The organism is Sinomicrobium endophyticum (assembly GCF_052983315.1).
In genome coordinates this window covers 46,667-62,805 of sequence record NZ_JBRKIS010000046.1, presented here as the reverse complement: position 1 = coordinate 62,805, position 16,139 = coordinate 46,667, and the positions used below count along the sequence as shown (strand labels likewise).

Genomic DNA, 16,139 nt, shown 5'->3' with positions numbered 1-16,139 from the left:
TTGTTTGCAATAAATTTGACATTCAGTTTGCGAATAATTTGGAAAAGAAGAAGAGGAAAAAATCGAGGTTTTTAAGAATCGCAGCAAGAATATTGCTCGGTTTTTTTATTTTTCTGGTTTTGTTGGTCCTTTTTATCCGAAGTCCGTGGGGACAGGGTATCATCATAGGAAAAGTTACTTCCTATGTTTCCGGAAAAACCAACACCAGGGTAGAGATCGAAAAGCTTTACATTACTTTTTCCGGTGGTGTAACCTTGGACGGGCTCTACATGGAAGACAAGGCCGGGGATACACTTATCTATTCCCGAAGCCTGAAAGCCGAAGTACCCCTGGGGCCTGTTCTTTTTCGCAACAAAATTGTCGTTAACCGGTTGGAATGGGATGGATTAAAGGCCGGCATTTCACGAAAAGATTCCGTTCAGGGATTTAATTTCCAATTCCTCATAGATGCTTTTGCTTCCGAAGACACCACGGCGGTGGAATCATCCGACACCACAGCTACAATACCGGAAATACATCTGGACAATATCCGTTTTACCGATTTCGACCTGGCCTACAAAGATGACGTAAACGGCATGGACACGCGTTTAAAACTCGGGGAACTCTTTTTGAGAATGAAAGAGACGGATGTGGAGAAAATGCATTTTCACGTTGCGAATGCTACCATCCGGGAAACGGAAGTACGTTATTTACAAACATTGCCCTTTCCTGAAAATGACATCCCGGAAGAGGAAGAAGAAAGTCCGTCTCTATATATTGCCATCGATAACTTTGACATAGAATCCCTGCTTGCCGATTACAGATCTGTCCCGGACGGGCTGGAAGCCAAAGCGGATATAGGGCGTTTTAACCTGAAGTTACCGGAAGCGGATATCGCCGGAAATTCCATAGATGTTTACCGCGTATTCCTGGGAGATTCGGATTTATCCATTAAAATGGTTACTAAAAGTGATACGGATAAGAATTCTTTAAATCAAGATATTACGAATAAAGAAGATACTTCTTTCGAATGGCCGGATTGGAAGATCCGCATAGGGGAGGTCAGGCTCGACAACAACAATATTCGTTATGCGGTAAACGGTGCATTGCCAAAACAAGGCCTGTTCAATGCGGATGCCATTACCCTGGAAGAGTTTTATTTCCTGGGAGAAGACATTTTTCTCAAAGACAGGTCCGCCGGACTCAAACTGGAAACTTTTCGTTTTCGGGAAGCTTCCGGTCTCAACCTGAAAGAATTTGCCCTGGCTGTCCAGGCCGATGACCGGGGTATCGAAATTTCGGATCTGCAATTGTTTCTGAACAACAACCGCATACGTGGGAATACTGCGTTAAAATACGCCACCTTAAACGAGTTTATAAAACATCCGGAAAAGACTGGAGTAACCCTCAACCTACCGGATTTTATACTGGACACCAAAGACGCCTTTTATTTTCAGCCCGATCTGAAGGAAAACGAATACATGCAGGCACTTGGTAAAAATACAGTTACCGGTACGCTGGAAATGAACGGCTCCATGGCCACACTCCATATACCCGTTAGCGATGTAGGCTGGGGGAAAAATACAGGAATCCGCCTTCGGGGAACACTTCATAATGTTACAGAACCGGACAGTCTCCGCTTTGACCTTCCCGAAGTAGAATTCCACACGATTCGCGAAGACATGCTCTCCTTTGTTAACGAAGAAGACTTGGGCATACATTTCCCCGATACCCTTGTCCTTGCCGGAAATGCCAAAGGAAGCACGCAAATTATTGATGCTGTCCTCGATCTGCGGACAACAGACGGGGCCATAAGCTTCGCGGGGAATTTTGCAAATGTCCAAGAAAAACCTTTTGACGCGGATATGGAAGTAAAAGGGCTCCACCTGGAAAAGTTATTGCAAAACCCGAAGCTGGGCCCCCTGGATCTCACGCTTAAAGCATCGGGGAAATTACGGGACGTATATTCCATGGATGTTCTGCTGGATGCCAATGTGTCCAGGCTGGCCCTGAAAGACTACCACATAGAAAATCTTCCCCTCAAAGGAGATATCAAAGCCGGAAAAGGGAGTGTAACCTCTGTGTATAAAGATCAGAATATAGATGTAACCCTGGAATCGGAAATAGAACTGGATTCCGTATCCCCGCGATTTATAGTCGACCTTGACCTTAAAGGAGCGGACCTGCAGGCCCTCGGGCTTATGGACCGGTCCGTAAGAAGCGCTATGAAACTTCATGCGGATTTTAAAGGAAATGCAGACCGTTTTACACTGAGTTCTAATATTACCGACGGTATTGCCGTTTATGATCAGAATACCTACCCGTTAGGCGATCTCTCCCTGAAAGCCCTTGCCGATAAGGATACCACTTCCCTGGAAGTGAAAAATAAGATGCTGGACATGGAATTGTATTCCAATATTGGTCCGGAGGGACTCGGAAAAGCATTGCAAAGGCATTTCCGCTCCCTGCTTTCCAACAGGGCCGACACGGTTTTCAAACCTTCCGATTCTCTGAAAAATACCTTGCCGTTGGTTCCGGCAGAATTAAGAATAAAGGCAAGAATGACCAGCGCCCCTATACTCAGCGATATATTCCTTACCGGGCTGAAGAAACTGGACACGGTAAAAATAGATGCGGATTTCAGGGAACGGGAACGTTATTTTGTAGCGGATATTCAAATGCCCCATATAAATTACAACGGCAACGAAATAGACAGTCTCCTGCTGCGTGTGGATTCCGGAGGAGGAGAACTCACGGGACATTTTGGCTTTAAAGAGCTGAAGGCCGGTCCGGTTGCGATTCAGAATACCGCCCTGGACGGTCGTATTTCCAACCGAAAACTGTTCCTCGATTTCAACGCTTTCCACGAAGAAGAAAAGCTGGTTGCCGTACAAACGGAAGTATCCCGGGACAAGGATTCCCTCAGGGTACATATAAATCCCGTTGAGCTTATACTGAATAAAAAGCCCTGGAACATTCCGGCATCTAACGAAATCACAGTCTATCCGAAAGTGGTGCAGTTCCGTGATTTCCGTATAGAACGTAACGGGCAACAGCTGGAAATACAAAGTGCAGTGGCAGAAGGTGAAGGCCAAAAGGACAACATAGCCGTAGCATTTCGCAATTTCAGGCTCGCATCTTTCCTCAGCTACCTGAATCCGGAGGAAACCCTTGCTAACGGTGTGCTTAACGGCAATATCATTGCCGAAGACCCCTTTGGTAAACCAGGCTTTCTGGCCGATCTGAAAATGGAAGACCTGGAAGTTATGAACGCTCCTCTCGGTACGCTATCCCTGAATGCCGAATCCCCCGGCGGGGAAAAATACGACTTCAACCTGGCATTGAAAGGGGGCGATATAGATATGGACATGGCAGGAAGTTATGAAACGGCAGAAACAGGAAAACTTCAGCTTAACATGGACCTGAATTCCCTGAAAACAACCCTTGCCGAAGCTTTTGTAAAAGACCAGATTACGGAGTCCGGCGGTTACGTCTCCGGGAAAATGGAAGTAAGCGGCACCGTTGCAGACCCGGTTTATAAAGGAAGTTTTAAATTTAACGATGTCCGGTTCAGGGTAACCATGCTGAATACGTTATTCCGGTTACCGGGGGAAACCCTCGACATAGACAACAAAGGGCTTTTCCTGGACAATTTTACCATTGCAGATGAAAATGACAATAAGTTTTTTATAGATGGTAATGTGCTTACCGAAAATATACTCAATCCTGCATTTGACCTGCAGCTGAAAGCAAAAAATTTCAGGGCGTTACATTCCAAAAGAGAAGACAACGACCTCTTTTTCGGCAAAGCCTTTTTCGATGTGGATGCGGCAATAAAAGGGAACCTCCGCATACCAAAGGTAGATATGAAACTGCGTATTAATTCGGATACGGACGTAACCTATATTGTCCCGGAATCCGAACTGGATATCGTGGAACGCGACGGGGTGGTAATTTTCGTAAACCGCGAAGACCCGGACGATATACTTACCAAAACCAAGGAAGAATCCGTTACCGTATCCGGGTTTGAGCTAAATTCCCTGATCACTGTAGACGACAATGCTGTATTTAATGTGATCATAAATGAACAGACCAACGATAACCTGAGGGTTGCCGGGGGAGCCGAACTCACTTTTAACCTCTATCCCAATGGCAGAACAACACTCTCCGGAAAATATACGCTCAAAGAAGGACATTACGAACTGAACCTGTACAACCTGGTAAAAAGAAAATTCAATATTATCGAGGGCAGTAGCGTTACATGGGCCGGGGATCCGCTGGATGCGGACCTGGATGTCAAGGCCATGTACGAGGTAAAGGCTTCTGCTTCTGCCTTGCTGGCTATGCAAAATACTACTGCACCTTCTCCGGAAAAGGATAAATTCCGTCAGCAATTGCCCTTTATAGTATATCTTAACATAGCCGGCGAGCTTATGACCCCGCAGTTGAGTTTTAACCTCGATATGCCCGAAGATAACCAGGGAGCCATAGGAGGCCAGGTATACAGCCGGGTTCAGCAACTCAATCAACAGGAAGACGAACTCAATAAACAGGTATTTTCTTTATTGGTATTCAACCGTTTCTTTCTGGAATCGGGTAATTTCGGAACAAGCGGCGGAGCTACGGCCATTGCACGGGATAATCTGAACCAGGCACTTTCCGGGCAATTAAACGCACTGTCCGATAAACTACTGGGGGAATCCGGTGTGGAACTGGATTTTGGCCTGGACAGCTATACAGACTACCAGGGCAGCAGCCCACAGGACAGGACACAACTCGACATTACAGCACGGAAAAAACTCTTTGACGACCGGGTGATTATCAGTGTGGGAAGTGAAGTGGACATCCAGGGGAGTAACCAGGAACCCGGACAGGAAAACCCGCTTATCGGTAATGTAAGTATTGAATATTTGCTTACGGAAGACGGCAGGTACCGGCTGAAAGGTTTCCGTAAAAACGAATACCAGAATATAATAGACGGCCAATTGATCGTAAACGGAATAGCCCTGATATTTACACGCGAGTTCAACAAGTACAGGGAATTATTTAAAAAGACCGCAAAGGAGAAAGAGGAAGAATCCGAGGCCGATATAAAAAAGAAACAGGAAGAGGAAAACAAGGAAAAAGAAAAGGAAAGAGAAAAAGAGCAGGGTAATAATGAGAAAAATTAAAACTCTCATTTTTGAATAATCAGGCGTAAAAAGGTACAAATAAGACAGGAGAAATAATATGAAAACAAAGGTGTTGGAAATACCGAAAAGGACCGGGTGGCTTTTTGTAAAAAAAATCCTTATAAGCCTATGTTTGTTTGTATTTTCTACCTGTGGCATAAAAAAGTATATACCGGAGGGAGAATTGCTCTACACCGGTGCCGAACTGGAAATCTATGTACCGGATTCCTTAAAGGGCAGCATAAAAAGAATAGGGGATATTCAGGCAGAACTGGAGGAAGTACTCCGTCCGGTGCCCAATAGCAAAGCCCTGGGAGTGTACTGGGGGCTTCGGGCACATTATAAGTCCCAAAAGGAAAAACCGGGATTTATAAACCGGTTTTTAAATAAAAAAATAGGAGAAAAACCGGTCTATGCTTCCAATGTAGATCCTTCCCAGACGGAAGACATCATCCGTAATCGATTGGAAAACCGGGGCTTCTTTTACAGTGATATAATTTCAAGGCTGGAAGAGAACGAAAAAAAGAAAAAAGCAAGTGCGTTTTACACCGTACAACTTTCCGAACCGTATCGCCTGAAAAACTATATCGTTGATGCGGATACCGTCCCGGTGGTAAAGGAAATAGAAAAAAACATCCGGAAATGGATCATAAAACCCGACATGCGGTTTGAGCTGAGCGCTATGAAATCGGAAAGAGAACGCCTGGACAAGGCGGTCAAAGCCAAAGGATATTATAATTTCAATCCTGATTTCCTTATTTTTGAAGCGGACACCAACCAGTATAAGGACAAAAAATTCGATCTTTTCCTTCGATTGAAAAAAGATGTCCCTAAAAAATCAACTATTCCATACCGTATAAAAGAAGTTACTGTCTATCCGAATTACGTAGTCTCCAATGATACTATAGCGCCGGACACGGTGTATCTGAACCATAAAAACTATATTCAGCCCGGAGAAAATTTCTTCCTGCCAAAGAAACTCGACCCCTTTATTCTCATAGAAAAAGACGGGTTATACAGCCCCGATATTTCTAGGAACACAGGGAGAAGGCTTACCTCCATCGGGGCATACAAGTTTGTCAATATCCGGTATGATGAGATCGATTCCCTGGCGACGGACAGCACAGGTGCCCTTGCGGCAAATATTTTTCTGTCCCCCATGAACAAAAGATCTTTACGGGCCGAATTACAGGCCGTAGCCAAATCGAATAACTTTATGGGCCCCAACCTGGTTGCTACTCTTACTAACCGGAACCTGTTTAAAGGAGGGGAGATCCTCAATACTACGGCAAGTGTTGGATATGAAATGCAATTGGCCGGGGGAAGTAATACCGGGCTGAACAGCTTACAGTTGGGCCTGAAGACAGATCTTATCTTCCCTAGGGTTTTATCGCCCATCCGGATCAAAGAAAACTGGTTTGAATATGCCATCCCAAAAACAAAGATCAGCGTGGGGATCGATTACCTCCGAAGAAGCGATCTGTATAGTCTGATAACCGCATCTTCGACCTTTGGATATATCTGGGATGCCAATCGTTATATTACTCACGAATTTAACCCCATATCACTTAATTATGTAAACCTGGCCAATACTACAAAGGAATTTGAGGATATATTGGAACAAAATCCTTTTCTCCGGAACAGTTTTGATCAGCAGTTTATAGCAGGACTTACTTATTCCTTTACCTATAATGGTATGGTAGACCAGTATAAGAGGCACCAGTTTTTCCTGAATTCCACCCTGGATATAGCAGGAAATATGCTGGACCTGTTCAGTTCTTCAGATAACGAACGACCACGTACTTTCCTCGGACTGGAATATTCCCAGTATGCCAAACTGGATGTGGATATACGGCACCATTTAAGGTTGGGGCGCGACAAGAAATTAGCTACCCGTTTGTTTGCCGGGCTGGGGATACCTTATGGAAATTCGGAGATTATGCCATACAGCAAATTGTTTTTTTCCGGGGGGCCATACAGCGTGAGAGCTTTTCGTATAAGATCCCTGGGGCCTGGAACATTTAACCCGGAAAATGAAGACGGCAACCAGACCACCACTTTTTTTGACCAGACAGGAAACCTGCGGCTGGAATTTAACATGGAATATCGCTTTCCGATCATTTCCTACCTGAAAGGGGCTCTTTTTGTCGATGCCGGAAATGTCTGGAATACCACAGAAAACGATGCCCTGCCCGGCGGAAAATTTACAGGAGATTTCATAAAGGAACTCGGTATAGGTGGCGGAGCGGGACTACGTGTGGATATACAGAGTTTTGTGATCCGCCTGGACCTTGCCGCACCGTGGCACAAACCGTGGTTGCCCGAAGGAGAACGATGGGATTTTGGTTTTAAAGAGCCCATACTCAACTTTGGCATAGGATATCCATTCTAAACTTCTTTTAAAAAGAAAAAATATTGTTTTAAAGCTTTGGATAAACCTTAATACTATAAACCTCATGTATACAGAACAAACCCAGCAATTGGTACAGCAATTTCTGCAGGCCCTTACACAACGTAAACTCCCGGAACTACTGGAACTTTTTGCGGAAAAGGTAGATTGGTATATCCCTGGAAATGCACAACTGGCCCCCTGGCTCGGCAGGAGGGAATCAAAACAGGAAATCGAAGAATTCTTTATGCTTTTATGGGAAAGTACCAAACCGGTAGATGCCCGGCTGGAGCATATCCTTGCGGAAGGGAACTTTGCGGTTGTTACCGGTGAATTCTCTACCGAAATGCTGAAAACCGGGAAAATTGTGGATTCGATGTTTTCTATACACATCACCGTAGAAAACGGAAAAATCGTAAAATACAGGTTACAGGAAGACAGTTATGCGGTAGCGGAAGCGCTGTCGGGAGTGAAATAATAGAGATTAGATATCAGATGTGAGATATGAGATCTTTTGCATGGGTAAAGATCAATAGGCTTTTAAAGTAAAGGGCTGCTTTCCTATAGAAAACAGCCCCTTTGCATTATAAATAGTTCTGATATATCCTTATTTCAGGTTTTCCAGCCACTTTCTGGCGTTCACAAAAGCTTCGATCCACGGAGAAACCTCGTCTTTTCTGTCTTTCGGATAATGGGCCCAGTTCCACGGGAAAATGGAACGCTCAAAGTGCGGCATGGTCACCAGGTGCCGCCCGTCATCCGAAACCATCATGGCCGTATTGAAATCCGACCCATTGGGATTGGACGGGTATCCTTCATAAGCGTATTTCGCTACAATGTTATACCTGGATTCTTCATAAGGAAAAGAAAACTTACCTTCTCCGTGAGCGGACCAGATACCGAGTTTTGTTCCTGCCAGGGAGCCGAGCATTACCGAATGATTGGGCTGTATTTCCACCGCAGAGAAGGTACACTCGAATTTATGTGTCTCATTGTGCAGCATTTTAGGTTTATCCTCATGCTCCGGGTTTATCAATCCCAGTTCTACAAATAACTGGCAACCGTTACATACGCCCAGGGAGAGCGTGTCTTCCCTGTTAAAGAAGTTCTCCAGGGCTTTTCGGGCTTTATCATTGTACAGGAAAGCCCCTGCCCATCCTTTGGCGGAACCCAGTACATCCGAATTCGAAAAACCTCCCACGGCGCCTATAAACTGAATATCTTCCAGGGTTTCACGCCCGGAGATAAGGTCGGTCATGTGTACATCCTTTACATCAAAACCTGCCATAAACATGGCATTGGCCATTTCCCGTTCGGAATTACTTCCTTTTTCCCGGAGAATAGCCGCTTTTGGTCGTGCTGCACCTGCTAAGGCAGGCTTTGTTCCTTCGAAAGAAGAAGGGAAGCTGTATTTAAGTGGTTGTTTTTTATAATTATCGAAACGCTCCTGCGCTTTGATTTCCCCGCTCTGTTTTTTATCCAGCAGGAAAGAAGTCCTGTACCAGGTATCCCGGAGGTCACTGATACCGAACGAAAAGTTGTCATTTCCGTTTTTCAGTTGCAGTCGGTCTCCTTCCACAACCTCACCTATACGGAAAAACTCGATATTATTTTCCGCAAGCACGTTTTCTGCTTCGGGAGAAACGGTCTGGAATACGATACCGATATTTTCGTTGAATAAAGCTTTTACGGAATCGGGTTCTCCCAGGACGGAAAGGTCTATCTGAGCACCCAGGTCGGTATCCGCGAAACACATTTCCAGCAGGGTGGTGATCAGTCCGCCGCTTCCTATGTCGTGCCCGGCGATGATCTTACCGTTTTTAATGAGTTCCTGTATCGTGTTAAAGACTTTTTTGAAATACGCCGCATCCTGTACGCCAGGCGCTTCGGAGCCTATTTTATTGCATACCTGTGCAAAAGACGATCCGCCAAGCTTAAAGCTATCGGCAGAAAGGTTAATATAGTATATGCTGCCGCTGTTTTTTTGCAGTACCGGTTCTACTACCGCTGTTATATCGTTACAGTTCCCGGCAGCGGAGATAATTACGGTTCCGGGGGCAATAACTTCGTCATCCGGGTATTTCTGTTTCATGGAAAGCGAATCTTTCCCGGTAGGGATATTTATCCCCAGGGCTATAGCAAAATCCGAGCATCCCTGTACCGCTTCGTACAAACGGGCATCTTCGCCTTCGTTCTTACAAGGCCACATCCAGTTGGCGGAAAGGGAAACACTTTTCAGCCCGTCTTTAAGCGGGGCCCATACGATATTGGTCAACGCTTCGGCTATACTGTTACGGCTTCCGGCAACCGGGTCGATCAGTGCGGAAACGGGGGAGTGCCCTATGGAAGTGGCAATTCCTTCTTTACCCTGGTAATCCAGCGCCATCACCCCGCAGTTATTAAGCGGTAGTTGCAACGGCCCGGTACATTGCTGTTTTGCCACCCGGCCGCTCACACAACGGTCCACTTTATTCGTAAGCCAGTCTTTACAGGCTACGGCTTCCAGTTGCAGCACCTGTTTCAGGTAGTCTTCGATAAGACTTGTCTTATATTCCGGGTCCGCATACGTTGCGGCTACCGTTTTATCTTTCATAATGGTCTTCGGAGAGCTTCCGAACATATCGGCCAGTTCCAGGTCCATCGGTTTTTGTCCATTGGAGGAAGATTCAAAAGTAAAGCGATGATCCCCGGTAACGTCTCCCACCTGGTACATGGGCGAGCGTTCCCTTTCCGCGATGCGTTGAAGTGTTGCGGCATCTTTTTCTGCGATAACCAGTCCCATTCGTTCCTGGGATTCATTTCCGATGATCTCTTTGGCCGAAAGGGTAGGGTCACCTACGGGCAATTTGTCCAGGTCTATTTTGCCCCCGGTTTCCTCTACCAGTTCCGAAAGGCAGTTCAGATGCCCCCCCGCGCCGTGGTCGTGGATGGAAACGATGGCATTGGTATCGCTTTCCACCATACCGCGTACGGCATTGGCCGCTCTTTTCTGCATCTCCGGGTTGGAACGCTGAATGGCATTCAGTTCAATCCCGCTGCTGAATTCTCCCGTATCCGCAGAAGAAACTGCTGCCCCTCCCATACCGATACGGTAGTTATCGCCACCGAGAATAACTATTTTATCTCCTTTTTCAGGAATTAGTTTTTTAGCCTGGTCCGCTTTTCCGTAACCTATTCCCCCGGCAAGCATGATTACTTTGTCATAACCGAGTTTCCTGCCATCTGTTCCGGCTTCCTCCTGGTGTTCAAAGGTGAGAAGAGAACCTGCGATAAGCGGTTGTCCGAACTTATTACCGAAATCCGAAGCCCCGTTGGATGCTTTAATAAGTATATCCATAGGTGTCTGGTAGAGCCATTTTCGTTCCGGCATTCCTTTTTCCCATGTGCGTCCGTCTTCCAGTCGGGAATAGGAAGTCATGTACACGGCTGTTCCTGCAAGGGGGAGAGATCCTTGTCCGCCTGCCAGGCGGTCCCGTATTTCCCCGCCCGATCCGGTAGCTGCACCGTTGAATGGTTCTACCGTAGTAGGGAAGTTGTGGGTCTCCGCTTTCAGGGAAATAACGGAGTCGAAATCCCTGACCTGGTAGAAATCGGGTTTATCCGCGCTTTTGGGAGCGAACTGTTGTATTCTGGGCCCTTTAACAAAGGCTACATTATCTTTGTAAGCGGAAACAATATCGTTGGGGTTCTCTTCGGATGTCTTTTTGATGAGTTTGAAGAGGGATGCCGGTTTTTCTTCACCGTCAATAACGAAGGTGCCGTTGAATATCTTGTGGCGACAGTGCTCCGAGTTCACCTGCGAAAAACCGAATACTTCCGAATCCGTAAGCTTTCTACCCAGTTTTTCGGACAGTTCCCGGAGGTACCCAACCTCTTCTTCGTTTAAAGCCAGCCCTTCCTCCCGGTTGTAAGCTGCGATGTCGTCTATCTCCTTAATGGGTTCCGGTTGTATATTAACGGTGAATATATCCTGGTTAAGCCCGTTGTATTTTTGCGAAAGCATCGGGTCGAAATCCGTAAAGTTTTCCGTTACGCCGAGGAATTCCTCTATTCTTATAATACCGGAAATACCCATGTTCTGGGTGATCTCTACGGCGTTGGTACTCCAGGGGGTGACCATGGTAGCGCGGGGGCCAACAAAAAAGGCGTCGAGAGACGCCGCTTCGATGTTAGGCTCGCCGCCAAACAACCATGTTAATTTTAAATTATCTTCCCTGGTGAGTTCTTTACTGGTCTGAACCGCAAAAACTTTCTGTTCTGGGTTTCCGAAGAAAAGGATCATCATGTTGTTGAATTAGTCCTGTTTTATATTGGTATTTGTAGTGCCTTTATTTGAAGGTGCAAAGTTAATTAATTATTTAAAATGAATCCTTTTAGAATCAAGATTAAATTCGGAGAGGATTTTCGTTGTTGAAATATATAAAAAGAGAGGAAAAGGGGGATTTTGTCCGCAGTATGGATTATTTTTTTCGTTTCCAGATTTTCGGATCTCTTGAAGTATTGAATATGGCCCTCACTGTAACCTCTTTGTGTTTTTCATCAACAGTAAAGTGTATCATGTAAGGGTATTTTTTTAAAGGGAGACAGTGCGTATTATCATAACGAACCTGGAAGAAAGGATTTTTCTTTAATGCAATCAAATGTTTATTAAGAGTGCCTTCAAATTTCTCTCCAAGCCCAGGTTGTTGTTCATCATAATAGTCAATGACTTCCTGTATATCCTGAATGGCCACAGGTTCTATAACGATAGAATAAGCCATTACTATAATTTGTCTTTAAAGGTAAACTGTTTACGGGCTTCTTCCCAGGGAATTAAGTTCTCGGGTTTGGAATTTTTAATCCGTTCCCTTACAATAGCCTTGTGTTCTTCAGGTATTTCAATGTCTTCAGCGACCTGAATACCAAGTTGCCTGATCAACTCCATAAAGAAAGAGAACTTTTTATCCGGTATTTTAAGTGTTATTTCTCTCATGAATATGATGATTTATACAAATATACGAATTGATTTCAGGAATCAGGCCCTGAGAAACTGGGATTCTTATTTTACGATAAAAAACCATCAGTCATCAATCCGGGTGATCTCCACCCCGTAGATCTGTCCGAATATATCCGCAACCATCCCGGCATCCCTTTTCCTGACGGAAATGGTAATACGGCAATCCAGTTCCAGTTTTTGGTTTGCAATGGTAAGGTTCTTTTCTTTGATCACCCGCATTACTTTATTCATGTCCTTATAATCAAAGGTGAGCAGGTAAAATATATCTATGGTCCTTTCTTTTATATCTGAAGCTTCCAGGGCCATTTGCGCCGCCGTACGGTATGCATGGATAAGTCCGCCTACGCCCAGTTTCACTCCCCCGAAATACCGGACCACGACTATAAGTATATTGGTCACTTCAAAAGATTGTACCTGGCCGTAAATAGGCATTCCTGCAGAATTATTGGGTTCCCCGTCGTCATTGGCGCGGAACTGTACGTTTTCCGTACCCAGTTGCCAGGCGTAGCACCAGTGCCTGGCCGCATGATGTTTTTTGCGAAGCAAATCAATATATTCTTTTGCCTTTTCTTCCGTGTGCACGGGATAGGCATAGCCGAAAAACTTGCTGTTTTTATCTTTAAACAATACTTCCGGGGAGGGCCCGGTTATGGTTTTATAGGTATCTTTTTCTGTCAATCTTCCGCTTTTTCCCGTTTCACAATCCGCAACTGGTTTCCTTCAATATCCCGTTCGGCCCGTAGATATCCCTGTAATTCCGGCGCCGGGGTCCCGTCGTTAAACATGATGTTTCCCCGGAAAATCCTGGCTTCGTCCCATAGTTTTGCATCTATAAACGTTTGAAGCGTTTGCCTGCCTCCTTCGATAATAACACTTTGAAGTCCGTGCCTGTAGAGTGCTTCACACACCTGTGCCGCTATATTTCCGGAAAAGTCTATGGTTTCGGTGATAATATTTTCTTCGTCCGCAATCGTTTTTCCCCCGGTCAGGAATATGGTTTTCACACGTTTATCCCAAACCGAAAAATCCCGCGGAATACGGAGTTCACGATCCAAAACCACCCGTACCGGTGAGTTCCCGGCCCAGTCCCTGGTATCCAGTCGGGGGTTATCCTGTATAACCGTATTGGTACCAACCAGGATGGCCTGTTCTTCACTGCGCCATTTGTGTACGAGTTGCCGGGAACAGGTGTTGCTTATCCATACGGGGGCCGTTTCTTTTCGCTGCGCTGGACTGAGATAACCATCCGTGCTTTCCGCCCATTTGAGAATGATATAAGGTCTTTTTTGGTTGTGATAGGTAAAAAAGCGCTTGTTGAGTTCCCTGCATTCCGGTTCCAGAATCCCTACGGTGACATTACACCCGGCTTCCGTTAATTTTTTCACACCTCTCCCGGCTACCGCATCAAAAGGATCTATAGTTCCGATAACCACGTTCTTAATACCGGATGCAATTATGAGATCACTACAGGGCGGGGTTTTGCCGTAATGACTGCAAGGCTCCAGGCTTACGTAGATTGTGGACGCTTTTAACAGGAAAGAGTCTGCTACCGAACGTATGGCATAAACCTCCGCATGAGGTTCCCCGGCCTTGTGGTGCCAGCCTTCTCCTATAATCTTATCATCATGCACCACAACGCTTCCCACCAAAGGGTTCGGGTAGGTAGTGCCAAGGCCGTTTTTGGCGAGTTGAATGCAGCGATTTAAGTATTTTTCATGTATATTCACGTTCTCAAAAAATTGCTTGGTACCGGGAAAAAGTACCGGCTCCGGCTAACAAAAATAACACATTAAGCAGGACTTGCCTTAAATAACAGCGGCAATGTTTGTTTGTTACGAATAGAAAAAAAAGAAAACCTATGACCATCAGGGAAATACAGCCGGAAGACAATCCGCATATGGCACGTATCATCCGGCAAGTACTGGTAGATGATATGGGCGCTCCGAAAAAGGGAACGGCCTACGAAGACAGATCGGTAGACCGTATGTTTGAAACCTACAATACCGAACGCTCTGTTTACTTTGTGATAGACCAGGGAAATAAAATTACAGGTGGCGGTGGTATTGCTCCTTTGGCCAATTATAACGGGAATGTCTGTGAATTACAGAAAATGTATTTTTTGCAGGAAACCAGGGGAATGGGACTAGGCAGAAAAATGATTGAATTATGCCTGCAAAAAGCAAAAGAATACGGTTATGAACAGTGCTACCTGGAAACCATGCCGTATATGGAAGCCGCGCAAAAACTATATTTAAAATCAGGCTTTAAATATATAGATGCCCCGATGGGAAACACCGGACATTGTTCCTGCCCGGTATGGATGTTGAAAGATCTTGATGTAAGCCTGTAGATTTCGCAGCAGCGAAAAACTTTCCGGTCATTGAGTCTCCTGTTAACTCATTAGTTTATTATCTCATTAACTCATCAACCCATTGATACTAAAAGAAATTCGGAAAATATTTCAATCGGAACTTCAAGATATTTATGACCGTGAAGAAGCGGATATACTTTTTTTCAGGCTGACGGAAGAATACTGTAACATCACGAAGCTCACTCTTGCACTACAACCGGAAATCACGCTAACCAAAGAGGAAGAACAGCCTCTTTTCGAAGCTCTTTCCCGGTTAAAACAACATCAGCCCATTCAGCAGATCCTGGGAAAAACTGTCTTTTACGGGCTGGAATTCCGGGTGGATAAAAACATACTGATTCCAAGACCGGAAACCGAGGAACTGGTAGACTGGATAGTAAAAGATTGCCAGACACAGAAAGCGGAAGAACCGGCTATACTGGATATAGGCACAGGCAGTGGCTGCATAGCCGTTTCCCTGGCTAAAAATCTTCCGAAAGCAAGAGTTTCCGCTATAGATATATCGAGGGAAGCACTGAGAGTAGCAGAAGAAAATGCAAAACGACACCGTGTATCCGTAGATTTTATAGAAAAGGATGTTTTAAAAGCCCCGGATATAGGTGAATATAAACTTGATATAATCGTTTCGAACCCTCCGTATATCAGAAACCTGGAGAAAAAAGAAATTAAGAATAATGTATTGCTCCACGAGCCTCACCTCGCCTTGTTTGTCGAAGATGAAAGCCCCCTGGTCTTTTATGAAAAAATAGCTGACCTGGCACAAAACGGGTTACGAAAGGGAGGGGTATTGTACTTTGAGATCAATCAATATCTGGGTAAAGAAATGATGGAAATGGTCAGGAGCAAAGGGTTTAAAAACATCCGTTTAAAAAAAGACCTTTCCGGTAATGACCGGATGCTGAAAGCCGTATGGTAGTTAAGGGTTTTGTAAAAAAACATCAGCATTAAGTCCGAATAGCAGGACAAACGCATTAGGAATTTAAATTATTGATTGTCAATGCTATTTAATATCTATTTTTTTGCTTTGTGTAACTCTGTGCTTCTCCGTGAAACTTTGTGCAATAGTTATAACACGGAGACACACGAAGACTTCCACAGAGATTCACGGATATGTTAAACCCCTTATTATTCTTTAATGCGTTTGCCCTGGTCCGAACAGTAAAAATCAAAAACTGATACATAAATCCGCAATAATTTAGGTGTGATATATTCACATTTTTACAGAACTTCGGT

10 protein-coding genes are annotated in these 16,139 nt (G+C 44.9%); 5 read left to right on the top strand and 5 right to left on the bottom strand.

The genetic code is table 11. From position 1 onward, the window contains the following. Window positions 1-38 precede the first annotated feature (38 nt). From ACVBDU_RS19520 to ACVBDU_RS19510, 3 genes are all read left to right on the top strand, one after another. The gene (locus ACVBDU_RS19520; protein ID WP_447181392.1) at window positions 39-5,150 is read left to right on the top strand and encodes a translocation/assembly module TamB domain-containing protein; all 5,112 of its coding nucleotides are present in this window, start codon (window positions 39-41) and stop codon (window positions 5,148-5,150) included. 133 nt (window positions 5,151-5,283) lie between these two features. Beyond that, window positions 5,284-7,542: a translocation and assembly module lipoprotein TamL gene (gene tamL, locus ACVBDU_RS19515; protein ID WP_447181391.1), complete on the top strand. Its 2,259-nt coding sequence runs from the start codon at window positions 5,284-5,286 to the stop codon at window positions 7,540-7,542. A gap of 64 nt (window positions 7,543-7,606) precedes the next feature. Next, on the top strand, window positions 7,607-8,017 hold the full coding sequence (locus ACVBDU_RS19510) for a nuclear transport factor 2 family protein (protein ID WP_447181390.1): 411 nt from the start codon (window positions 7,607-7,609) through the stop codon (window positions 8,015-8,017). Window positions 8,018-8,146: 129 nt separating this feature from the next. Here ACVBDU_RS19510 and purL read toward each other — a convergent pair whose 3' ends face one another. The 5 genes from purL to ribD form a co-directional block, all read right to left on the bottom strand. Continuing rightward, a complete protein-coding gene (purL, locus tag ACVBDU_RS19505; protein ID WP_447181444.1) occupies window positions 8,147-11,821 on the bottom strand; it encodes a phosphoribosylformylglycinamidine synthase in 3,675 nt (1,224 codons plus the stop codon). Between the two features lie 178 nt (window positions 11,822-11,999). Continuing rightward, complete coding sequence (locus ACVBDU_RS19500) at window positions 12,000-12,299, bottom strand: type II toxin-antitoxin system RelE/ParE family toxin (protein ID WP_447181389.1); 300 nt, start codon at window positions 12,297-12,299, stop codon at window positions 12,000-12,002. 2 nt (window positions 12,300-12,301) lie between these two features. Beyond that, entirely contained in the window at window positions 12,302-12,511 is a 210-nt protein-coding gene (locus tag ACVBDU_RS19495; RefSeq protein ID WP_447181388.1) for a hypothetical protein, read from the bottom strand. A gap of 87 nt (window positions 12,512-12,598) precedes the next feature. After that, complete coding sequence (locus ACVBDU_RS19490) at window positions 12,599-13,213, bottom strand: IMPACT family protein (RefSeq protein ID WP_447181387.1); 615 nt, start codon at window positions 13,211-13,213, stop codon at window positions 12,599-12,601. Further along, window positions 13,210-14,262 carry a bifunctional diaminohydroxyphosphoribosylaminopyrimidine deaminase/5-amino-6-(5-phosphoribosylamino)uracil reductase RibD gene (gene ribD, locus ACVBDU_RS19485; RefSeq protein ID WP_447181386.1) on the bottom strand — a complete coding sequence of 351 codons (1,053 nt, stop codon included), beginning with the start codon at window positions 14,260-14,262 and terminating at the stop codon, window positions 13,210-13,212. The genes ACVBDU_RS19490 and ribD overlap by 4 nt, the downstream gene beginning before the upstream one ends. A gap of 131 nt (window positions 14,263-14,393) precedes the next feature. Between ribD and ACVBDU_RS19480 the strand changes: the two genes are divergently transcribed. Together ACVBDU_RS19480 and prmC are read left to right on the top strand one after the other, a co-directional pair. Then, entirely contained in the window at window positions 14,394-14,885 is a 492-nt protein-coding gene (locus ACVBDU_RS19480; protein ID WP_447181385.1) for a GNAT family N-acetyltransferase, read from the top strand. Between the two features lie 82 nt (window positions 14,886-14,967). Then, entirely contained in the window at window positions 14,968-15,822 is an 855-nt protein-coding gene (prmC, locus tag ACVBDU_RS19475; protein WP_447181384.1) for a peptide chain release factor N(5)-glutamine methyltransferase, read from the top strand. The last annotated feature ends 317 nt before the right edge of the window (window positions 15,823-16,139 follow it).

Bases quoted from the DNA above. Each gene is read 5' to 3' on its own strand.
- ACVBDU_RS19495 (WP_447181388.1), bottom strand. From the start codon at position 12,511: ATGAGAGAAATAACACTTAAAATACCGGATAAAAAGTTCTCTTTCTTT.
- ACVBDU_RS19480 (WP_447181385.1), top strand. From the start codon at position 14,394: ATGACCATCAGGGAAATACAGCCGGAAGACAATCCGCATATGGCACGT.
- purL (WP_447181444.1), bottom strand. From the start codon at position 11,821: ATGATCCTTTTCTTCGGAAACCCAGAACAGAAAGTTTTTGCGGTTCAG.
- ACVBDU_RS19510 (WP_447181390.1), top strand. From the start codon at position 7,607: ATGTATACAGAACAAACCCAGCAATTGGTACAGCAATTTCTGCAGGCC.
- ACVBDU_RS19500 (WP_447181389.1), bottom strand. From the start codon at position 12,299: ATGGCTTATTCTATCGTTATAGAACCTGTGGCCATTCAGGATATACAG.